The organism is Streptomyces sp. S063 (genome assembly GCF_002832675.1).
In the GTDB taxonomy this organism is placed as follows: domain Bacteria; phylum Actinomycetota; class Actinomycetes; order Streptomycetales; family Streptomycetaceae; genus Streptomyces; species Streptomyces sindenensis.
Genome location: NZ_CP021707.1, coordinates 1,008,682 through 1,030,348, shown reverse-complemented (window position 1 = coordinate 1,030,348; position 21,667 = coordinate 1,008,682). Strand labels below are relative to the sequence as shown.

At 71.2% G+C, this 21,667-nt stretch carries 16 protein-coding genes; 11 read left to right on the top strand and 5 right to left on the bottom strand.

The features are described from left to right. Nucleotides 1-31: 31 nt before the first annotated feature. From CCZ36_RS34705 to CCZ36_RS04565, 4 genes are all read right to left on the bottom strand, one after another. Entirely contained in the window at nucleotides 32-2,437 is a 2,406-nt protein-coding gene (locus CCZ36_RS34705; protein WP_164873485.1) for a non-ribosomal peptide synthetase, read from the bottom strand. Next, nucleotides 2,380-3,882 (bottom strand): condensation domain-containing protein, encoded by a 1,503-nt coding sequence (locus CCZ36_RS04575; RefSeq protein WP_128817070.1) that lies wholly within the window; start codon nucleotides 3,880-3,882, stop codon nucleotides 2,380-2,382. The genes CCZ36_RS34705 and CCZ36_RS04575 overlap by 58 nt, the downstream gene beginning before the upstream one ends. 210 nt (nucleotides 3,883-4,092) lie before the next feature. After that, nucleotides 4,093-4,320 carry an MbtH family protein gene (locus CCZ36_RS04570; protein ID WP_069739849.1) on the bottom strand — a complete coding sequence of 76 codons (228 nt, stop codon included), beginning with the start codon at nucleotides 4,318-4,320 and terminating at the stop codon, nucleotides 4,093-4,095. A gap of 268 nt (nucleotides 4,321-4,588) precedes the next feature. Beyond that, nucleotides 4,589-5,386, bottom strand: coding sequence for a thioesterase II family protein (locus CCZ36_RS04565; RefSeq protein ID WP_128817069.1), 798 nt, complete (start codon nucleotides 5,384-5,386; stop codon nucleotides 4,589-4,591). Nucleotides 5,387-6,050: 664 nt separating this feature from the next. On the opposite strand from CCZ36_RS04565, the gene CCZ36_RS04560 reads away from it, so the two are divergent. From CCZ36_RS04560 to CCZ36_RS04525, 8 genes are all read left to right on the top strand, one after another. Further along, a complete protein-coding gene (locus CCZ36_RS04560) occupies nucleotides 6,051-9,563 on the top strand; it encodes a non-ribosomal peptide synthetase (protein WP_128817068.1) in 3,513 nt (1,170 codons plus the stop codon). Nucleotides 9,564-9,658: 95 nt separating this feature from the next. Then, nucleotides 9,659-10,726 carry a 2,3-diaminopropionate biosynthesis protein SbnB gene (sbnB, locus tag CCZ36_RS04555; RefSeq protein ID WP_128817067.1) on the top strand — a complete coding sequence of 356 codons (1,068 nt, stop codon included), beginning with the start codon at nucleotides 9,659-9,661 and terminating at the stop codon, nucleotides 10,724-10,726. A gap of 4 nt (nucleotides 10,727-10,730) precedes the next feature. Further along, the gene (sbnA, locus tag CCZ36_RS04550; RefSeq protein WP_069744384.1) at nucleotides 10,731-11,738 is read left to right on the top strand and encodes a 2,3-diaminopropionate biosynthesis protein SbnA; all 1,008 of its coding nucleotides are present in this window, start codon (nucleotides 10,731-10,733) and stop codon (nucleotides 11,736-11,738) included. A 112-nt stretch (nucleotides 11,739-11,850) separates the two neighbouring features. Then, nucleotides 11,851-12,879: an N-acetyl-gamma-glutamyl-phosphate reductase gene (gene argC, locus CCZ36_RS04545; RefSeq protein WP_069739854.1), complete on the top strand. Its 1,029-nt coding sequence runs from the start codon at nucleotides 11,851-11,853 to the stop codon at nucleotides 12,877-12,879. After that, nucleotides 12,876-14,030, top strand: coding sequence for a bifunctional glutamate N-acetyltransferase/amino-acid acetyltransferase ArgJ (gene argJ, locus CCZ36_RS04540; protein ID WP_128817066.1), 1,155 nt, complete (start codon nucleotides 12,876-12,878; stop codon nucleotides 14,028-14,030). Before argC ends, argJ begins: the two co-directional genes overlap by 4 nt. Beyond that, nucleotides 14,027-14,971 carry an acetylglutamate kinase gene (gene argB / locus CCZ36_RS04535; RefSeq protein ID WP_128817065.1) on the top strand — a complete coding sequence of 315 codons (945 nt, stop codon included), beginning with the start codon at nucleotides 14,027-14,029 and terminating at the stop codon, nucleotides 14,969-14,971. Before argJ ends, argB begins: the two co-directional genes overlap by 4 nt. After that, nucleotides 14,968-16,185: an acetylornithine transaminase gene (locus CCZ36_RS04530; protein ID WP_069739857.1), complete on the top strand. Its 1,218-nt coding sequence runs from the start codon at nucleotides 14,968-14,970 to the stop codon at nucleotides 16,183-16,185. Before argB ends, CCZ36_RS04530 begins: the two co-directional genes overlap by 4 nt. A 25-nt stretch (nucleotides 16,186-16,210) precedes the next feature. Beyond that, nucleotides 16,211-16,747 (top strand): arginine repressor, encoded by a 537-nt coding sequence (locus tag CCZ36_RS04525; RefSeq protein ID WP_006123291.1) that lies wholly within the window; start codon nucleotides 16,211-16,213, stop codon nucleotides 16,745-16,747. Nucleotides 16,748-16,756: 9 nt separating this feature from the next. On the opposite strand, the gene CCZ36_RS04520 is transcribed toward CCZ36_RS04525, so the two are convergent. Next, nucleotides 16,757-17,467 (bottom strand): L,D-transpeptidase family protein, encoded by a 711-nt coding sequence (locus CCZ36_RS04520; RefSeq protein ID WP_128817064.1) that lies wholly within the window; start codon nucleotides 17,465-17,467, stop codon nucleotides 16,757-16,759. A 311-nt stretch (nucleotides 17,468-17,778) separates the two neighbouring features. On the opposite strand from CCZ36_RS04520, the gene CCZ36_RS04515 reads away from it, so the two are divergent. The 3 genes from CCZ36_RS04515 (at nucleotide 17,779) to CCZ36_RS04505 (ending at nucleotide 21,630) form a co-directional block, all read left to right on the top strand. Beyond that, nucleotides 17,779-18,975 (top strand): argininosuccinate synthase, encoded by a 1,197-nt coding sequence (locus CCZ36_RS04515; RefSeq protein ID WP_069739859.1) that lies wholly within the window; start codon nucleotides 17,779-17,781, stop codon nucleotides 18,973-18,975. Between the two features lie 137 nt (nucleotides 18,976-19,112). Then, nucleotides 19,113-20,540: an argininosuccinate lyase gene (gene argH, locus CCZ36_RS04510; RefSeq protein ID WP_069739860.1), complete on the top strand. Its 1,428-nt coding sequence runs from the start codon at nucleotides 19,113-19,115 to the stop codon at nucleotides 20,538-20,540. A 118-nt stretch (nucleotides 20,541-20,658) separates the two neighbouring features. Beyond that, on the top strand, nucleotides 20,659-21,630 hold the full coding sequence (locus CCZ36_RS04505; RefSeq protein ID WP_069744378.1) for an aldo/keto reductase: 972 nt from the start codon (nucleotides 20,659-20,661) through the stop codon (nucleotides 21,628-21,630). Nucleotides 21,631-21,667: the final 37 nt, after the last annotated feature.

Here is a 21,667-nt window from a genome sequence, read left to right as displayed (position 1 = left end):
TCCAGCAGCCCGAACGGTGCCGTCGGTTCACTCACGCCGCCGAGCAGCTCCCCGAAGAACCGCTCGTGCTCCGCACGCGACACACCCAGGCGCGCCTGCGCCACGAACTCCCGAAACGGCACCGGCACCGGCAGCGCTCCCGTGTCGCCGTCGAGCAGGGCGCGCACCCCCCCAGCAGGATTTCGAGGGTGGTGTGGTCACGGACCAGGTGGTGGGCCTGCAGGGCGAGCAGCCAGCGGTCGCTGCCGGGCTCCGCCGCGACAGTGGCCCGCAGCAGCGGGGCCTGCCGGATGTCCATGGACGGGCTGCACAGTTCCAGGAGCTGCCGCACGGGGTCGGTGCCCGGCTGTGCGGTGAGCTGGAGTTCCTCGACGGGCAGGGTCGCCCTGCGCAGAACGACCTGTACCGGCTCTCCCAGGCCCTCCCACGCGAAGCCCGTACGGAGGATGTCGTGCCGGTCCACGACCGACTGCAATGCCTGGAGGAAGCGGTCGGCGCGGTCCCGCGTATCGAAGCTCAGGACCGTCGGGAGCACATACACGTCCGCGCCGGAGTCGCCCCCCAGCACCGAGTGGAAGAAGATGCCTTCCTGCAACGGGGCCAGCGGGTAGATGTCGGCGATGTTCGCCGCGCCGCCCTGCACCCGGGCCGAGATCCGCTCGATCTCCTGCGCCGTCAGGTCCACCAGCGTCAGCATGTCCGGCGTGATGCTCTCGGAGCCCGCCGGGATCAGGTTCTCCGGCACAGTGACGGCGCCCACGCCCGCCGACGCGGCGGCCAGACCGGCGGCCGTCGGAGCGGCGAACAGGTCGCGCACGCTCACGGACACCCCGCGCTCGCGCAGCAGCTCGATCAGCGAGACCGCGAGGAGGGAGTGGCCGCCCAGTTCGAAGAAGTTGTCGTCGACACCCACGCCGGGCACACCGAGGACCTCCGCGAACACCGAGCACAGGATCTCCTCCTGGAGCGATGCGGGAGCGCGGCCACCGCCGGCGGCCGTGTACTCGGGTGCGGGGAGTGCGCGGCGGTCCAGCTTGCCGTTGACCGTCAGCGGCAGCGCCTCCAGGACGACCGTCGCCGACGGAACCATGTACTCCGGCAGCGACCGGCCCAGGTCGGCCCGCAGCACCGCCGTGTCCACCGTGGCGCCGGAGACGGCCGGAACGACGTAGGCGACCAGGCGCTTGTCCCCGGGCACGTCCTCGCGCACCAGCACCGCGGCCCGTGAGACGTCCCCGTGCGACTCCAGCGCCGACTCGATCTCACCCGGCTCGATCCGGTAGCCGCGGATCTTGACCTGGTCGTCGGCGCGGCCGAGGAACTCCAGGTTCCCGTCCGCCCGCCAGCGGACCACGTCACCCGTGCGGTACATGCGCTCGCCCGCGGTGCCGAACGGGCAGGCGATGAAGCGTTCGGCCGAGAGGCCCGGCCGGCCCAGGTATCCGCGGGCGAGTTGGTCGCCCGCCACGTACAGCTCACCCGTGACACCCGCGGGGGCGGGCCGCAGGGCCGCATCCAGGACGTAGACGCGCGTGTTCCACATGGGGCGGCCGATGGGCAGGGTGGTGGTCTCGGCGTCGTCGTCGGCGGTGACCACGTAGTCGGTGCAGCCGACGGTCACCTCGGTGGGCCCGTAGTGGTTGACGACCGCCACCGACGGGTGGCGGCGGCGCCAGTCGCGGATCTGGGTGCCGCCGACGGCCTCGCCGCCGACCATGAGCTGCCCCGTCGGGGCGCAGCTCTCGTCGAATCCGTCCAGGTACGTGAGGTGGCTCGGGGTGGCCTTCAGGAAGGCCAGTTCGTGGGTGCGCAGCGTCACCGGCAGGTCTTCGTCCATGGGCTCGACGATCACCCGGCCGCCGCACGTCAGGGCGCCGTACAGAGCGGTCACACCGGCGTCGAAGGAGATGGACGCGTGCAGCAGGGTGGTCCCGTGAAGGTCGGGGTAAGCCTCCGTGCACCGGCTCACGTAGTTGACCAGGTTCCGGTGCGTGATCAGGACGCCCTTGGGGCGCCCCGTCGACCCCGAGGTGTAGATGACGTACGCGGGGTGGGCCGGCAGCCGCGGCCCGCGGCGTTCGGACGCGGTGAGGGCGGCGGTGCCGAGGCCGTTCAGCGCTGCCCTGACGCCCGGCTCGTCGACGACGACGCGTTCCGGGCCCGCCACGTCCGGCAGGGACGGCGCGACGGCCTCGCTGGTGAGGACGAGGACGGGCCGGGCGTCTTCCAGCATGTGGGCGATGCGGTCGGCCGGGTACTCGGGGTCCACCGGCACGTAGGCGCCACCGGCTTTGAGGACCGCGAGGAGCGCCACCACCAGGTCGACGGAGCGGTCCATGGAGACGGCTACCAGGGACTCCGGCCCCACACCGCGGGAGATCAGCAGGCGGGCCAGCCGGTTCGCGCTCGCGTGCAGTTCGGCGTACGAGCGCTCCACACCCCGGGAGGAGACGGCGGGCGCTCCGGGGTGCGGGCGGCCTGGTCCTCCAGGAGCTGGGTCAGCGTGGTGGCGGGGACGGGCCGAGCCGTGTCGTTCCAGTCCTGGAGGACCTGGCGGCGCTCGGCCTCGTCGAGGATCTCGACGCGTCCGACGCGGTCCTCGGGGGCTGCCGTCGCGAGCCAGGTCAGGACGGAGTGGAGGCGGTCCGTGTGCCGCTGATTGGCGTGCGGCGCGTACAGCTCGGGGTTGGCGTCGGTGGCGATCTGGATCCGGCCGTCCGCGGACCGGTCGTAGACGCAGAACGCGACGTCGTTGAAGTGGCCGCTGCTCAGCGCGTGGGCGCGGACCTCGCAGTCGCCGAAGGAGAAGTCGTAGGCGTAGGGGACGACGTTGACGACCATGCTGGCGAGGTTCCCGCGGCCTATGAGCCGGAGGTCCCTGAGCATGTCCTCGTAACGGTACTTCTGGTGGCGCAGGGCGCCGCGCACCTGGACGGAGACCTGCCGTACGAGCTCCTGGACGGTCATCGAGGAGCGGACCGTCAGCCTGATCGGCAGCAGGTTGGTCGCCATGCCCGGGGTCTGGCGCTGGGCGCTGCCGAACCGGCCGAAGACGGGAAGGGCGACGACGACGTCCTCGGCTCCCGTGGCACGGTGGAGGTACACCGCGGCGGCCGCGATCGCCATGCCGGAGATGCTGGTGCGCAGGGAGCGTGCCGTGGAGCGCAGGTCGGCGGCTGCCTCCGAGGGCATCTCCGCCGTGCCGCGGATCAGGTGGTGCGGTGTGCCGGTGGGGATCAGGCCGCTGAGGCTGACCGGGGTGGGAAGGTCGGCGAAGATCTCGCCCCAGTACGCGCGGTCCTTCGCCTGCTCCTCCGACCCGCGGTAGGCGCGGTCGGCGTCGAGCAGGTTGGCGAAGGGCGCGAGCGCGCCCTCGTCGTAGGCGTCGCCCGCGCTGAGGGCCGCGTAGATCTGCGCGATGCGGTTGTTGACCAGAGGGCCGGAGAAGCCGTCGCCGAGGATGTGGTGGCAGCGCTGGTACCAGTACACGTGGTTCGGGCCGAGCCGGAGCATCGCCTGCGTGAACAGGGCGTCGCCACGCATGTCTACCGGGCGGCGCATGTCCGTCCGCATCCACTCCTCGGCGCGGGCCCGCGGGTCGGGCTCGCCACTGAGGTCGATCCGGTGGAAGGGCCAGTCGTCCGACACCTTGATGTGCTGCCGGACGGCTTCGCCCTCGCCGACGAAACGGGTGTGGACAGCCTCCGCTTCGCGCACCGCCGAGCGCAGGGCCCGCTCGAAGAGTTCGACGTCCAGTTCGCCGATGATCTCCATGTATTCGCCGACGTTGTATATGGGGTTGTCGGGGTGGAGATGCTGAGCAGTCCAGATCCCCAGCTGCGCAGCCATCAACTCGTGGAAGACGCCGTCCTGCTCAGACACACCAATACCCCTTATTTGAGCTGTTCAAGATTTCTACGGGCGGCAGGCGCGGCAGTCCGCATGCGGCCGTCCGGGTATTCCTGTGACACGCCGGAGGCCGGCACGGCGATGTACGGGCCGGCCGCTCCTGGACACCGACGGTCACGGGAAGACGAGTTGCCGGGGAATCGGGAACCGGCACCCGGAATTTGTCGAAAGGATTGACGCAGGTCAGCTCTTGGTGTCAGCTGCAGCCTGCATGGCAGATATCAGACTCTTCGGGCGCATATCCGTCCAGGACTGCTCGACGAACTCAAGGCACTCGGTGCGCCCGGCTTCGCCGAACACCGTGGTCCAGCCGGCGGGAACATCGGCGAAAGAGGGCCAGAGCGAGTGCTGGCCCTCGTCGTTGACGAGAACGAGGTACGTACCGTCGGCGTCTTCGAACGGGTTGCTCATCGGTTTCTCCTCTTGCGCGGAATCTTGAGTGAGATGGGGAGGGGGCTTGCCGTGACCCGGCCCGTGGGACGTGCGACGGGACGAGCGAGAGAGCGTGCACGACACATGACGCATCGGCGTTTCGGGAATCCACACAGCGGAATCCGATAATCCGCATGGCCGTGCCGCAGGCCGTGGGGCGGCCAGGTTTCATGGCGCCTTCCGTAGTCGGGGCGCAGGCGGTGACCCGGTGCCCTGCGGCCGCCGGGGACGGTCGCGGGACGGCGGGTCAGCGCACCGGTTCGCCCAGGAGCGGGCGCAGGCCGCCGATGACGTCATCGACGAGTCGCCCCGCGTGCTGGGCCAGGTAGAAATGGCCGCCGGTGAAGCTCCGCGTAACGAACGGACCCCTCGTCACGGCCGACCACGCGTTGACCGCCGCCGGGTCGAGGTGATCGTCCCGATCGCCGTAGTAGGCGAAGACCGGAGTGTCCAGGAGGGGGCTGCCGGGGCTTGTCCTGCCGTAGCGCTCCACCAGCCGAAAGTCCGCACGGATCGCGGGAAGGACCAGGTCACGGAGTTCCGGATCGCTGAAGGTGTGCGCCTCCATGCCGCCCATACCGACGACTTCGGCCATCAGCGCCTCGTCGTCGGCCTCGCCCAGGCTCCGCACGTGCTCATGCCCCGGGCCGGCGCGTCCGGAGAGGAAGAGCGCGACGGGCGCGGGGGCGTACGACGGGGCGCGTCGCGCGTGCAGCCGCGCCGCGACCTCGTAGGCGACGGAGGCTCCCATGCTGTGGCCGAAGAACGCCACGCGCCTGTCGAGCAACGGCTCGACGGCGGACGTCAGCGCCTCGGCCAGCTCCTCCATGGTCTCGGCGAAGGGGTCGGCGAGCCGGTCCTCCCGGCCGGGATATCGGACCGCCCGCACATCGATATCGGGCGGGACGAGCCGGGCCCAGTCCCGGAAATAGCTCGCGGTGCCGCCTGCGTGGGGAAAGCAAATGAGGCGAGCCCGCGGGCTTCCACCCCACTTGGTGATACGTCGTAGCCAGCGGTCGGCCAGGGCGTGGTCATCACTGAGCATGTGCCAGGGTTCCTTCAAAATGCCGGGGAGGTACGAAGGGGCGCCGGGGCGGCCACCCTTTGCTCGGCCGCCCCGAAGTGCCGCCCGCTCAACGGGACACCGCCCGTCGCGGGGCGCGCCCCGTTTCGGCAGTCGATGTCTCCGTACATGATGAATCGCTGAAACCCATCGCACTTCCCCCGTTTGCTCGATTTCGCGGCCCGGTCACCCGCCGCACGGCCCGCATGCAGATCCTGCCCGGTGGCTGCATACCGTTCCAAGGACCTGTGACATTACTCACCGGTGCGGGCCACGCAACACTCGTTTATTTTCAGCCATTTGACGCAAGGTCATCCGGCCGTGCTCTTACGAGACTGCCACGAAGACCCGGCCCGGCCAAAATTCCCTGGCCGCAGCTTCTCAGCATCGCCGAACATGCCGTCAGTTCCCTGAAGGGCAAGGGCGGAGTGGAGCCCGCCGGCCGGGTTCGGTGCGGAACGCCCTGACGGCCACATAAACGGGTGAGGTAGCGTTTGGTCGTCTTCGGCTGCGAGAAGTTCAGGGGGGCCGGGCGTGAGAGCCCGGCATTCGCAGTCGTACGGGGCATCGAACCGCTTTCTTCGAGCCAGGTTTCGATGCGCCCGTTCTCCCCTCCCCTCGGCGTCCAGCCTCACAGGAGAGCGCGATGACGATCACTGGAGCACCGCAGCGGCTGATACCTCGGTGGGTGCCGTCGGCCGGTGCCCCCCCCGGACACGCGGAGCTGACGAGGGCGGTCCCCGTGCGCCTGTCCGCTCGTGTCCGCCTCCTGGCCCGCCGTTCCGCCGTGTCGTGGGAGGCGGCGGCGCTCGCCGCGCACGCCGCGGTCCTCGGTGCGCTCAGCGGTGAACAGGCTTTTGTCACCGGGTACATCACCCCTGCGCCTGTCGCCGGCGCCGATTCGGGCGACATCCGGCCGTGCGCGCTCACCGTCGACGGCGGGAGCTGGCGGGCGCTCCTGACCACGGCCGCCCGCGCCGTCGACGACGCCGTGGACGGCTCCTTCGAGACCGTGCTCGACCTCGGTGCGGGGCAGCCGTACCGAAGCTCCGACGCCGCCCTGACCGTCGCCCTGCGGAGCGGACCCGAAGGACCGGTCCTGCACCTCCGCTACCGCACCGACGTCCTGGACGCCGAGGCGGCCGAGCGCGTCGCCGGGTACTACGTGACGGCGTGGGAGCACATGGCAGCCGCGCCCGACGCACCGTGTCGCGGCCGCAGTCTGCTGTCCGACGACGAGCTCCACCGACAGCTCCACGGCATGGCCGGGCCCGCGCGCGAGCTGCCCGACCGCCGCTTCCACGAGCTGTTCGAGGAGCAGGCGGCGCTGCGGCCGGACGAGATCGCCGCCGTGCACGGGCACGACAGCCATACCTACGGCGAGCTCAACGCCAAGGCCAACCGCATCGCCCACGCGATCCTCGCCAGGGACCTCGGGCCGGAAGCGGTCGTCGCTGTCGTGACCGAACGTCACCTCGACTGGCAGGCAGCGGTGATCGGTGTCTTCAAGGCCGGCGCCGCCTATCTGCCCATCGAGCCGGGCCTCCCGGCCGAGCGGATGAGCCGGATGCTGAAGCGCAGTGGCTGCCGCCTCGCCCTGACCGAGGAGGGCCGCTCCGGACAGCCGGCGCAGGCCGCGCTCGCGGGCCTGGACGCGCTCACCGTCGCGGCCGCCCTGGACGAAGGACACCCCGAGCACAACCCGGGCATCCAGGTCGCCCCCGGCCAACTGGCCTACCTGTACTTCACCTCGGGCTCCACCGGTGAACCCAAGGGGGCCATGTGCGAGCACGACGGATTCGTCAACCACCTCTACGCGAAGATCGAGGACCTGGGCGTCGAGGAGGGGCAGGTCGTCGCCCAGACCGCGCCGCAGTCCTTCGACATCTCCCTGTGGCAGCTCGTCTCCGCGCTCGTGGTCGGTGGCCGAACGCTGATCGTCGAGCAGGAGGCGATCCTCGAGGTCGACCGCTTCCTGGAGACGGTGGAACGGGGCGGGGTCACCGTCCTGCAGATCGTGCCGTCCTACCTGGAGGTGCTGCTGTCCCGCCTGGAGGACTCTCCCGGACGGCTGCCGCTGCTGCGCTGCGTGTCGGTCACGGGCGAGGCGCTCAAGAAGGAGCTGACCGTGCGCTGGTTCGCACGGTTCCCCCACATCGCGCTGGTGAACGCCTACGGGCTCACCGAGACGTCGGACGACACCAACCACGCGGTGCTGACCGCTGTTCCGGAGCGCGACTCCGTACCGCTCGGCCCGCCGGTGCGGAACGTGACGGTCTACGTCGTCGACGACGACCTGCGTCCGGTCCCGCTCGGCGCACCGGGCGAGATCGTCTTCTCCGGTGTGTGCGTGGGCCGCGGCTACGTCAACGATCCCGTACGTACGGAGCAGGCGTTCGGCGAGGACCCGCACCGCCCGGGCCATCGGCTGTACCGCTCGGGCGACTTCGGGCGCTGGCTGCCCGACGGCTCGCTCGAATTCCTGGGACGGCGCGACGCGCAGATCAAGATCCGGGGCTTCCGCATCGAGATGGGCGAGATCGAGAACCAGCTGCTGCGGCTCCCCGGGGTCCGGGACGGAGCGGTCGTCGTCGTCGACGGCCCCGACGGGCACCGTGAGCTCGTCGCATTCCGGACCGGCTCCGAGCTGCCCTCCGAGACACTGCGCGACGCCCTGGCGCAGAGCCTGCCGGGGTACATGGTGCCGCGCCGGGTCGTCCTTCTGGATGCCCTGCCGCTGACGCCGAACGGCAAGACCGACAAGCGGGCCCTCAGGGTGCTCGCCCGGGAACTCCTCACGGCCACCGGGCAAGAGGCACACGACGCCCCGCGGACCGACGAGGAACGCCGGATGGCCGAGGCGTGGGCCGAGGTGCTACGGGTGCCCGTCGACCGGATCGGCCGCGAGAGCGACTTCTTCGCCCTGGGCGGTACCTCGCTGTCGGCGATCCGGCTCGTCGTACGGGCGGAACGGGCCTTCACCCTGCGAGACGTCCACGCCCACCCCACCCTCGCCGGCCTCGCGGCTCTGCCGGACACCGCGGCGGACCGGGCGGACGCGCGGGCGGCTTCCTCACCGGCGGCCGACAGCGGGCGGGGCGACACCACAGCGCCCGCAGCCGCCCGGAACGACCCGCGGGACGCCGGAGCGGGGCACACGGTGGCACCCGCCGCGAACGCGCCGTTCGACGTGGGTCGGCCCGAGGGGCGGCCCGCCGTGCTCGATCTCGGCCGGGCCGCCCCGTCCGACCCCGTCGCCTGGGTCACCGAACACCGCGCACGCCTGCACGCGACCGTCGCACAGCACGGCGCCGTGCTGGTCCGCGGTCTGGGCCTGCGGGACGCTGAGACGGTCGGGCAGGTGGCCCGGAAGCTGCTGCACGAGGTGATGACCGAGCGGGAGGGCTTCGCGACCCGGAGGGTACTGGCGGACGGCGTCCACTCGTCCTCGGAGTGGCCCGCCGAGCAGCCGATGTGCATGCACCACGAGCTGAGCTACGCCCGTGAGGTGCCGGGCACCCTGATCTTCGCCTGTCTGACCGCGCCCTCCTCCGGCGGTGTGACGGCCGTGGCGGACTCCCAGGAGGTGCTGGACGCGCTGCCCGCCGGTCTTGTGGACCGGTTCGAGAACGAGGGGTGGCTCGTCGACCGCAACTACACCGGCCTCGCCGGGATCAGCCTCGCGGCGGCGTTCGGCACCGGGGACCGGGCGGCCGTGGACGCGTACTGCGGTGCCCGCGGCATCGAGACCCGCTGGGCCGGAGACGGCGGCCTGCACACGCGTCAGCGCTCCGCGGCCCTGCTGCGCCACCCGGTGTCGGGCCGCCGATCCTGGTTCAACCAGATCTCGTTTCTCAGCGAGTGGACGCTCGACGCGGCGGTCCGCGAGTACCTCAAGTTCGAGTTCGGCGACGACGGCCTGCCCTTCAACACCCGCTACGGCAGCGGCGCGGCCATCGACGAGGCCACCGTGCTCGCCATCAACGAGGTGTACGAGAAGCACACGCTCCGGGAGCCGTGGCGGGCCGGGGACCTCATGATCGTCGACAACCTGCGGATGGCCCACAGCCGGGAGCCGTACGAGGGGAGCCGTGAGGTCGCGGTCGTCCTCGGCGACCCCGTGGCGATCCCCGCGTTCCCCGGTCCGGCGGGGCCCTGACACCGGGCGCGCCTCCTGCCGCCACGGCGGCGCGCGTCCGTACCTCGCCGAGCACCCGGCAGTGCCCACCATTTCCTTGACGTTTGGAGTCAGCCTTGTCCCACGAGCCTCGCGTGCCGTCATTCGCCGTGATCACCGGTGAGCAGGTCGCCCAGGTGCTCACCGGCGGCGAGACACAGGTGGTGGACCTGATCGAGGAGGCCTACCGGCTGCACGGCCAGGACTCCACGGTCAACCCCCCGTCGTACTTCCTGCGGTTCCCGGACCGGCCCACGTCGCGGATCATCGCCCTGCCCGCCTCCCTGGGCGGCGAGCGGCCGACGGACGGCCTGAAGTGGATCTCCAGCTTCCCCGACAACGTCGCGTCCGGCGTCCCCCGTGCGTCGGCGGTCCTGATACTCAACGACCACGACACCGGCTACCCGTTCGCGTGTCTGGAGAGCTCGATCATCAGCGCCTCCAGGACCGCGGCCTCGGCGGTCCTCGCGGCCGGCCGGCTCAGCCCGGGCGAGCGGCCCCGCCGCATCGGCTTCATCGGCACCGGGCTCATCGCCCGCTACATCCACCACTACTTCGAGGCCACCGGCTGGACCTTCGACGAGGTAGCGGTCCACGATCTGTCCGACGATCACGCGCAGGCGTTCGCGCAGTACCTGACCGAGGGCCCGGGCGACGCGCGGACCGTCATCGGCGCCACCTCCGAGGAGGTCATCCGCGGCAGCGATCTGGTGGTCTTCGCCACCGTCGCCGCGACGCCGCACGTCCACGATCCCGCGTGGTTCACGCACAACCCCCTGGTGCTCAACGTGTCGCTGCGGGACGTGGCCCCGGAAGTGGTCCTCACGTCGGCGAACTTCGTCGATGACGTGGAGCACTGCCTGAAGGCCGACACCTCCGTCCACCTCACCGAACAGCGCACGGGAAACCGGGACTTCATCGACGGCACCCTGCACGACGTTCTCGATGGCCGGGTCGAGGCGCCGGCGGACCGGCCGGTGATCTTCTCCCCGTTCGGCCTGGGTGTCCTCGACATCGCTCTCGGCAGGCATGTCCACGACCGACTGCGGGAGGCGGGGCGGCTCGGAGTCGTGGACGGCTTCTTCCACGAGCTCGACCGCTACGGACGTACCGGCGGCTCGCCGGCCCACCGGCGAAAGGACTGACCCCGTGCCGGTTGTCTCGGCCCCCTACGAAATCAACGCGGATGACGTATTCGTGGATCTCGCCCCGGTCTTCGGGGTACCGCTCCACCTCAAGTGCGAGGGTTTCAACCTCGCGGGCTCCATCAAGCTCAAGGCCGCCCTCGAAATGGTGCGGGCGGCCGAGGAGGACGGTGTCCTCACCTCCGGGTCAGTGATCGTCGAGTCGTCCTCGGGCAACCTCGGCATCGCGCTGAGCATGATCGCGGCCCACCGGGGATACGGCTTCGTCTGCGTCACGGACTCCCGGTGCAACCGGGCGAGCCGCCGTCTCATGGAGTCGCTCGGCGCCGAGGTGCGCGTGGTCACGCACGAGGACGAGAGCCGCGGCCTGCTGGGCACGCGGCTCGACCTGGTGCACCGGATGTGCGAGGAGGACGCGCGGTACGTCTGGCTCAACCAGTACGCGAACCCGAACAACTGGCGGGTTCACTACCGCAGTACGGCGCCCGCCATAGCGGCCGAGTTCCCGGAGCTCGACGTCCTCTTCGTGGGCACGGGCACCGGCGGCACTCTGATGGGCTGCGCCCGCTACTTCCGTGAACGGAGCAGGCCCGTGACGGTCGTGGCCGTCGACAGCGTCGGGTCGGTGACCTTCGGCGGCCCCGCGCTGCCCCGGATGATTCCCGGCCTCGGCGCGGGGGTACGGCCTCCGCTGCTCGACGCGAGCCTCGTGGACGATGTGGTGATGGTGCCCGAGCGGGACACCATCGACAGCTGTCACGCCATGGCGCGGCAGGGCTTTCTGTTCGGCGGTTCGACGGGCACGGTGGTCAGCGGCGCGCTGCGCTGGCTGGCCGCACGCGAGGACGCGCCCCCGCTCACCGCCGTCGTGCTCGCCCCCGACCAGGGCGAGCGCTATCTCGACACCGTGTACGACCCCGCGTGGGTGGAGCGGCATTTCGGAGCGCCGCAGAGCTGGGGCGAACCGGTCGAGCACCCCGTACGGCCGCAGGAGCTGGCACGGGACTCCTGAACCCGCACAATCCTCCGTCACATCCGCCACCACCTCCCGGGCGCCACCCTCCACGCTTTGCATAAAAGTGCGTCGCTGCGTATAGTCATGCCATCGATCAGGAGGGTTACCGATGGTGGTACGAGCAGCAGTGGCAGGGGCGAGCGGATACGCCGGCGGGGAGCTGCTCCGTCTTCTGCTGGCGCACCCGGAGGTCGAGATCGGCGCCCTCACCGGGCACTCCAACGCCGGGCAGGCGCTCGGTTCGCTCCAGCCGCACCTGCGGCCCCTGGCCGGCCGGGTGCTGGAGCCCACCACCGCCGAGGTGCTCGCCGGGCACGACGTCGTCTTCCTCGCGCTTCCGCACGGGCAGTCCGCCGCCGTCGCCGAGCAGCTCGGGGACGAGGTCCTCGTCGTCGACATGGGGGCCGACTTCCGGCTCAAGGACGCGGGGGACTGGGAGACGTTCTACGGGTCCCCGCACGCCGGGACCTGGCCCTACGGGCTGCCCGAGCTGCCGGGCGGGCGGACCGCGCTCGCCGGGGTGAAGCGGATCGCCGTGCCGGGGTGCTACCCGACCGCCGTCTCGCTCGCGCTCTTCCCGGCGTACGAGGCCGGTATCGCCGAGCCCGAGGCCGTCGTCGTCGCCGCGTCCGGCACCTCCGGGGCGGGCAAGGCGGTCAAGCCGCATCTGCTCGGCTCCGAGGTGATGGGCAACATGACCCCGTACGGCGTCGGCGGCGGGCACCGCCACACGCCCGAGATGATCCAGAACCTCAGCGCCGCCGCCGGGCAGCCGGTCACCGTCTCCTTCACGCCCACCCTCGCCCCCATGCCCCGCGGCATCCTCGCCACGTGCAGCGCGAAGGCGAAGCCGGGGGTGAGCACGGAGAGCCTGCGCGCGGTCTACGGGAAGGCGTTCGCGGACGAGCCGTTCGTCGAGCTCCTGCCCGAGGGGCAGTGGCCCGCCACCGCGGCGGTGTACGGCTCCAACGCCGTACAGGTCCAGGTCGCGCACGACCCGGCCGCCGGGCGCATCGTGGTCGTCTGCGCCATCGACAACCTCGCCAAGGGCACCGCGGGCGGCGCCCTCCAGAGCATGAACATCGCCCTCGGACTCCCCGAGGACACAGGTCTTTCGACGATCGGAGTCGCACCGTGAGCGTCACGGCAGCACAAGGATTCTCGGCGGCGGGCATCGCCGCGGGGATCAAGGAGAGCGGGAACCCGGACCTGGCCCTCGTGGTCAACAACGGCCCGCGCCGCGCCGCCGCGGGCGTCTTCACCTCCAACCGTGTCAAGGCCGCCCCCGTCCTCTGGTCGGAGCAGGTCCTCAAGGGCGGCGAGGTCACCGCCGTCGTCCTCAACTCCGGCGGCGCCAACGCCTGTACGGGACCCAAGGGCTTCCAGGACACGCACGCCACCGCCGAGAAGGCCGCCGAGGTGCTGGACGGCCACAGCGCGGGCGAAATCGCCGTCGCCTCCACCGGGCTCATCGGCATCCTGCTCCCCATGGACAAGCTGCTCCCCGGCATCGAGCAGGCCGCAGCCGCCCTCAGCGAGCACGGCGGCGAGAAGGCCGCCATCGCCATCAAGACCACCGACACCGTCCACAAGACCGCCGTCGCGGGCGGCGAGGGCTGGACCGTCGGCGGCATGGCCAAGGGCGCCGGCATGCTCGCCCCGGGCCTCGCCACCATGCTCGTCGTCCTCACCACCGACGCCGATGTGCCCGCGGAGCAGTTGGACACCGCTCTGCGCGAGGCCACCCGGACCACCTTCGACCGGGTCGACTCCGACGGCTGCATGTCCACCAACGACACCGTGCTGCTCCTCGCCTCCGGCGCCAGCGGCATCGCCCCGGACCAGGACACGTTCGCCGAGGCCGTCCGGGCCGTCTGCGCCGACCTCGCCCGGCAGCTCATCGGCGACGCCGAGGGCGCCTCCAAGGACATCCGGATCGAGGTGATCAACGCGGCCACCGAGGACGACGCCGTCGAGGTCGGCCGGTCCATCGCCCGCAACAACCTCCTCAAGTGCGCCATCCACGGCGAGGACCCCAACTGGGGACGCGTCCTCTCCGCCATCGGCACCACGAAGGCCGCCTTCGAGCCGGACCGGCTCAACGTCGCCATCAACGACGTCTGGGTCTGCAAGAACGGGGGAGTGGGCGAGGACCGCGACCTCGTCGACATGCGCTACCGGGAGGTCAAGATCACCGCCGACCTCGCCGCGGGCACCGAGTCCGCCGTCATCTGGGCCAACGACCTCACCGCGGACTACGTCCACGAGAACAGCGCGTACAGCTCATGAGCGCCGCGCGGAAGCACACCGCACTCCCGAAGGCGCAGACCCTCATCGAGGCGCTGCCCTGGCTGACCCGGCACAACGGCAAGACCGTCGTCATCAAGTTCGGCGGCAACGCGATGATCGACGAGGAGCTGAAGGCCGCCTTCGCCCAGGACGTCGTCTTCCTGCGGCACGCCGGCCTCAAGCCCGTCGTCGTGCACGGCGGCGGCCCCCAGATCAGCGCCCAGCTCGACAAGCAGGGCCTGGTCAGCGAGTTCAAGGCCGGGCTGCGCGTCACCACCCCCGAGGCGATGGACGTCGTCCGGATGGTGCTCGCCGGACAGGTCCAGCGTGAGCTCGTCGGCCTCCTCAACCAGCACGGCCCCCTCGCCGTCGGCATGACCGGCGAGGACGCCCACACCATCACCGCCACCCGGCACCGGCCCACCATCGACGGCGAATCCGTCGACATCGGCCGGGTCGGCGAGATCACCGCCATCGACACCGGGGCCATCCAGGCGCTCCTGGACGACGGCCGCATCCCGGTCATCTCCTCCATCGCCCGCTCCGCCGACGACCACCACGTCTACAACGTCAACGCCGACACCGCGGCCGCCGCGCTCGCCGCCGCCCTGAACGCCGAGACGCTGATGGTCCTCACCGACGTCGAGGGGCTGTACGAGGACTGGCCCCACAGCGACGACGTCATCAGCCGGCTCACCGCGAGCGAGCTGGAGAAGCTGCTGCCCGAGCTGTCCAGCGGCATGGTCCCCAAGATGCAGGGCTGCCTGCACGCCGTACGCAACGGCGTCGAGACCGCCCGCGTCATCGACGGGCGCGTCCAGCACTCGATCCTGCTGGAGATCTTCACCGACGAGGGCATCGGCACCATGGTCGTGCCGGACGCCCCCGTCGACGTACACACGGGCAACGCCCACACGGGTCCTGCACTGGGGGAATCATGACAACCGGCACCGGCACCGGAACCACGACCGGACTCACCGCGCGGTGGCAGGGCGCGTTGATGGACAACTACGGCACCCCCCGCCTGCCGCTCGTCCGCGGCGAGGGCGCCCACGTCTGGGACGAGAACGGCACCCGCTACCTCGACTTCGTCGGCGGCATCGCGGTCAACGGCCTCGGTCACGCCCACCCCGCCGTCGTCGAGGCCGTCTCCACCCAGATCGCCTCCCTCGGCCATGTGTCGAACCTGTTCATCGCCGAGCCGCCGGTCGCCCTCGCGGAGCGGCTGCTCCAGCTCTTCGGCCGCCAGGGCCGGGTCTTCTTCTCCAACTCGGGCGCGGAGGCCAACGAGGCCGCCTTCAAGATCGGGCGGCTCACCGGACGCCCCCACATGGTCGCGACCGACGGCGGCTTCCACGGCCGGACGATGGGCGCGCTCGCACTGACCGGCCAGCCGGCGAAGCAGGATCCGTTCCGGCCGCTCCCCGGTGATGTCACCCATGTCCCGTACGGGGACGTGGACGCGCTGCGCGCGGCCGTCACCACCGACACCGCGCTGGTCATCATCGAACCCGTCCAGGGCGAGAACGGCGTCGTCGTCCCGCCCAAGGGCTACCTGGAGGCCGCCCGGGAGATCACCCGGGCGACCGGGACGCTGCTCGTCCTCGACGAGGTGCAGACCGGCATCGGGCGCTGCGGCCAGTGGTTCGAGCACCAGGCCCACCAGAGCGTCGAGCCGGACATCGTCACGCTCGCCAAGGCGCTCGGCGGCGGTCTGCCGATCGGCGCGACGGTCGCCTTCGGCCCGGCGGCCGACCTGCTGAAGCCGGGGCACCACGGCACGACGTTCGGCGGCAACCCGGTCGCCTGCGCCGCCGGGCTCGCCGTCCTGGACACCCTCGCGGCCGACGGCACGCTCGACAACGTCAAGCGGCTCGGCGAGAAGATCCGCGACGGTGTGGAGGCGCTGGGACACCCGCTGGTATCCCATGTCCGCGGCAGTGGCCTGCTGCTGGGTATCGTGCTCACCGGACCCCTCGCACCGCAGGTGCAGCAGGCGGCCCAGGGAGCCGGCCTCCTGGTGAACGTGCCCGCCCCCGATGTCGTGCGGCTCATGCCGCCGCTGATCATCGGTGACGCGGAGGTGGACGCGTTCCTGGAGATCCTGCCGAGCGCTCTCGACGCGGCATACGGGGACGGACGATCCGGAGCATGACCCTCCGGAGAATGAGGCGACGACGATGACCGAGGCGCAGGAATCCGAGCACGGCGGGCCGTCCGTGCCGCAGACCCGCACCGCCCGCCACCGCCGGATCGTGGACATCCTGAACCGGCAGCCGGTCCGCTCGCAGAGTCAGCTGGCCAAGCTCCTCGCCGACGACGGGCTGAGCGTCACCCAGGCGACGCTCTCGCGCGACCTGGACGAGCTGGGCGCGGTGAAGATCCGCAACACCGGCGGCGAGCTGATCTACGCGGTGCCCAGCGAGGGCGGATTCCGCACCCCGCAGGCCCCGCTGGGCGGCTCGGCCAAGGAGGAGCGGATGCGCCGGCTCTCGGCCGAACTGCTCATCTCGGCCGAGGCCTCGGCCAACCTGGTGGTGCTCCGTACGCCACCGGGAGCGGCCCAGTTCCTCGCCTCGGCCATCGACCAGGCCGAACTGCACGACATCCTCGGCACGATCGCGGGCGACGACACGCTGATGCTCATCAGCCGCGACCCGAACGGCGGTCAGGCGCTCGCCGACCATCTGCTGAGGCTCGCTCAGAACGACCGCTGAGCTCTTTCACTAGTAGCGCGTGATCGCGGTCGGGCCCGAGGTGGTCCCGACCGCGATGTGCGGCCGCCGTTCCGGGTCCGCCCACGCCAGGATCTCCGCCATGGCGTCGGCGGGCACGGACACACAGCCCGCCGTCGCCCCGCGCCCGTTCACATGCAGAAAGATCCCCGCGCCCCGGCCCAGCACCGGTTGCTCGTAGTTGAAGCCGATCACCAGCGCCCGCGCGTACTGCGTGCCGTAGGAGACCAGGTGCTCGGCCTCCGCCGCCCGGCAGTGCGAGGGCCGCGGTTCCACCCAGCGGTTGTACGCGACCGAGTCGTTGTCCTGGCACCACCAGGAGTCCTCGTTCACCTTCCGGTACGGATACGTCGTCCCCGCCGGGGCGTCCTCGATGCCGAAGGCGTACGGCAGGTCGTACAGCCCGGTCGGTGTGGTGCTGGTGCCCTGCTCCCGGGTCGCCCCCTCGGCCAGGCCGTTCGCCCCGAACCGCGCGGGCGCGGATCCGGCCTCCGCCCACCGGCCCCCGCGCCGCTCCCACCAGGTGACCGTTCCGGTGGTCGAGCCGGTGTCGGGGGCCTCGGCCGTGATCAGCTGCGAACCACCGCCCGTGTCCGCCAGCCGGTCCGGCAGGGGCGGTACGTCGGAGGCGTCGGCGGGCGCGGCCCCGAGGGAGCCGGCCAGGGCGAGGAGTACGGCGGCGGTCACCAGTGATCTGCGCATGCTCCGGACCGTACGGCGGCCACGGGCGACGCCCCACCGGACCTGCTCCGTACGGCCCAGCGGACCGCCCCCGACGCACGGCCGGTACGGACCAGGCGGCGTACCCGGGCGGGACGTCACCGGTACCCGGGGTCCGGGCGCCTCTGGCGCACCGCCGCCGGCAGCGGCCGATGCGAGGTCCTTCCCGACCGGAAGCGCCGATATTTTCCCGCCAGACGGTCAAGAGCACCGCTCTGACCTGCCGCTTTGACAAACAATACGGAGGACCGCATAGTTATACCCATCAGTGATTGCACCGTAAGGAGAAACCCGTGACCGAGCGCGTCGTACTCGCCTACTCGGGCGGCCTGGACACCTCCGTCGCCATCGGCTGGATCGCCGAGGAGACGGGCGCCGAGGTCATCGCCGTTGCCGTGGACGTCGGCCAGGGCGGCGAGGACCTGGACGTCATCCGCAAGCGCGCGCTCGCCTGCGGTGCCGTCGAAGCCGAGGTCGCGGACGCCAAGGACGAGTTCGCCGAGGAGTACTGCCTCCCCGCGATCAAGGCCAACGCCCTCTACATGGACCGCTACCCGCTGGTCTCGGCCCTCTCCCGGCCGACCATCGTCAAGCACCTCGTCGCCGCCGCCCGCAAGCACGACGCCGGGATCGTCGCCCACGGCTGCACCGGCAAGGGCAACGACCAGGTCCGGTTCGAGGCCGGGATCTCCGCGCTCGGCCCCGACCTCAAGTGCATCGCCCCGGTCCGGGACTACGCGATGACCCGGGACAAGGCGATCGCCTTCTGCGAGGAGAAGAACCTCCCGATCGCGACCACCAAGAAGTCCCCGTACTCCATCGACCAGAACGTCTTCGGACGGGCCGTCGAGACGGGCTTCCTGGAGGACATCTGGAACGCGCCGATCGAGGACATCTACGAGTACACCTCCAACCCCGCCTCCCAGCGCGAGGCCGACGAGGTCGTCATCTCCTTCAAGGAGGGCGTGCCCGTAGCCATCGACGGCCGTCCCGTCACCGTCCTCCAGGCGATCCAGCAGCTCAACGAACGGGCGGGCGCCCAGGGCATCGGCCGGATCGACATGGTCGAGGACCGGCTCGTGGGCATCAAGTCCCGTGAGGTCTACGAGGCGCCCGGCGCGATCGCGCTGATCACCGCCCACCAGGAGCTGGAGAACGTCACCGTCGAGCGCGAGCTGGCCCGCTACAAGCGGCAGGTCGAGCAGCGGTGGGGCGAGATGGTCTACGACGGCCTGTGGTTCTCCCCGCTGAAGCGGGCCCTGGACGGCTTCATCAACGAGGCCAACCAGCACGTCACCGGTGACATCCGGATGACCCTGCACGGCGGCCGGGCCGTCGTCACCGGCCGGAAGTCCGAGGAGTCGCTGTACGACTTCAACCTCGCCACCTACGACTCGGGCGACACCTTCGACCAGTCCAAGGCGCAGGGCTTCATCGAGATCTTCGGCCTCTCCTCGAAGATCGCGGCGAAGCGGGATCTGCAGGCATAGCCCGACGCGAACCCCGCCCGCCCGCCTCTCGTTGTACAGCCGCCTCCCCGTCGTCACGTGGCAGGGAGGCGGCCGCATATCCGCACCCTGCCTTCGCTTATGTCTTTGCCTGGGCCTTCGTATCTGAGGAGCACGCAGTGAGCAGCAACAACGGTGACGTCCGGCTCTGGGGCGCGCGTTTCGCCGACGGGCCGGCCGAGGCGCTGGCCAAGCTGTCCGCCTCCGTCCACTTCGACTGGCGGCTCGCCCCGTACGACATCGCCGGCTCCCGCGCCCACGCCCGCGTCCTGAACAAAGCGGGCCTGCTCACCGAGGACGAGCTGACCCGGATGCTCGCCGGGCTGGACCAGCTCGAAGCCGATGTCGCCGACGGCTCCTTCACCGGCACCATCGCCGACGAAGACGTCCACACCGCCCTGGAGCGCGGACTCCTGGAGCGCCTCGGCCCCGACCTCGGCGGCAAGCTCCGGGCCGGCCGGTCCCGGAACGACCAGATCGCCACGCTCTTCCGGATGTACCTGCGCGACCACGCCCGGACCATCGGCGGCCTCATCGCCGACCTCCAGAGTGCGCTGGTCGGTCTCGCCGAGGCCAACGCGGACGTCGCCATGCCGGGCCGGACCCACCTCCAGCACGCCCAGCCCGTCCTCTTCGCCCACCATGTGCTCGCCCACGTCCAGTCCCTGTCCCGGGACGCCGAACGGCTGCGCCAGTGGGACGAGCGCACCGCCGTCTCCCCGTACGGCTCCGGGGCGCTCGCCGGATCCTCGCTCGGGCTCGACCCGCAGGCGGTCGCCGCCGACCTCGGCTTCGAGCACGGTTCGGTCGCCAACTCCATCGACGGCACCGCCTCGCGGGACTTCGTCGCCGAGTTCGCCTTCATCACCGCGATGATCGGCGTCAACCTCTCCCGGATCGCGGAGGAGGTCATCATCTGGAACACGAAGGAGTTCTCCTTCGTCACCCTCCACGACGCCTTCTCCACCGGCTCCTCGATCATGCCGCAGAAGAAGAACCCGGACATCGCGGAGCTGGCCCGGGGCAAGTCCGGCCGGCTCATCGGCAATCTGACCGGCCTCCTCGCCACGCTCAAGGCGCTCCCGCTGGCCTACAACCGGGACCTCCAGGAGGACAAGGAGCCCGTCTTCGACTCCTGCGACCAGCTGGAAGTCCTGCTGCCCGCCTTCACCGGCATGATGGCCACCCTCACCGTCAACCGCGAGCGCATGGAGGAGCTGGCCCCGGCGGGCTTCTCGCTCGCCACCGACATCGCGGAGTGGCTGGTCAAGCAGGGCGTCCCCTTCCGGGTGGCGCACGAGGTGGCCGGCGCCTGCGTCAAGGAGTGCGAGCGGCACGGCATCGAACTGGACCAGCTCACCGACGAGCAGTTCGCCACGATCTCCGAGCACCTCACCCCCGAGGTCCGCACGGTCCTCAACGTGCGGGGCGCCCTCGCCTCCCGCGACGGCCGGGGCGGCACCGCCCCGGCCGCCGTCGCCGTGCAGCTCGCCGAGGTGAAGGAGGACCTGGCCGCCCAGCACGCGTGGGCGACCGCCCGCCAGTAAGGGGAGCGGGGCCCGGTCGGCGCAGGTGATGGCGGTGTCGCAAGAGGTCCACGAAGGGTGTCGCGAGCTACGTTCACCGGGGTAGGAGTAACCGAAACCCGACCCCGAGGAGCCCGCGATGCCCTTCGCCGCCCTGGCCGCCGCGACGACCCCGACCGCCCACATCGGACTCGGCCTGGCCGCCGTCGGGAGGCCCGGCTACATCAACCTCCACCGGGACCGCGACCTGCCCGCCGACCGCGACCCCGACGCCCTGCGCGCCCGCACCCACGAACTCCTGGACGCCGCCTACGCGCAGGGGGTGCGGTACGTCGACACCGCCCGCTCCTACGGCCGTGCCGAGGAGTTCCTCGCCGAGTGGCTGGACGCGCGGCCCTCGTTCACCGACCTCGTCGTCGGCTCCAAATGGGGCTACACCTACACCGCCGACTGGAGCGTCGAGGCCGAGGAGCACGAGGTCAAGGACCACAGCCTCGCCACCTTCGAGCGCCAGTACGCCGAGACCCGCGATCTCCTCGGCGACCGGCTCAGCCTCTACCAGGTCCACTCCGTCACCCCGGACAGCCCGGCGCTCACGGACAAGGAACTGCTGGACCGGCTCGCCGCCCTGGCCTCCGACGGCGTCACCGTCGGCCTCTCCACCAGCGGGCCCGCCCAGGCCGACGCGATCCGGGCGGCCCTCGCCGTCACGGTCGACGGCGAACCCCTCTTCCGTACGGTCCAGGCCACCTACAACGCCCTGGAGACCTCGGCCGCCCCCGCGCTCGCCGAGGCCCACGACGCCGGGCTCACCGTCATCGTCAAGGAGGGCATGGCCAACGGGCGGCTCGCCGGGGACGAGGCCCCGGCCGTGTTCCAGGAGATCGCCGCCGACGCGGGCGTGGGCGGCGACGCGGTCGCCCTCGCGCTCGTCCTGCACCAGCCCTGGGCGGGTGTCGTGCTCTCCGGCGCCGCCACGGTCGGCCAGCTCTCCGGCAATCTGCACGCCGCCGTCGTCGACCTGGACGACGAGCAGCGGGCGAGTCTCGACGCCCTGGTCGAGGAGCCGGAGGCGTACTGGCGGCACCGCGCCGGGCTGCCCTGGCACTGACCCCGGACCGGCCGGGCGGCCTGCCCCGCCACCCCGC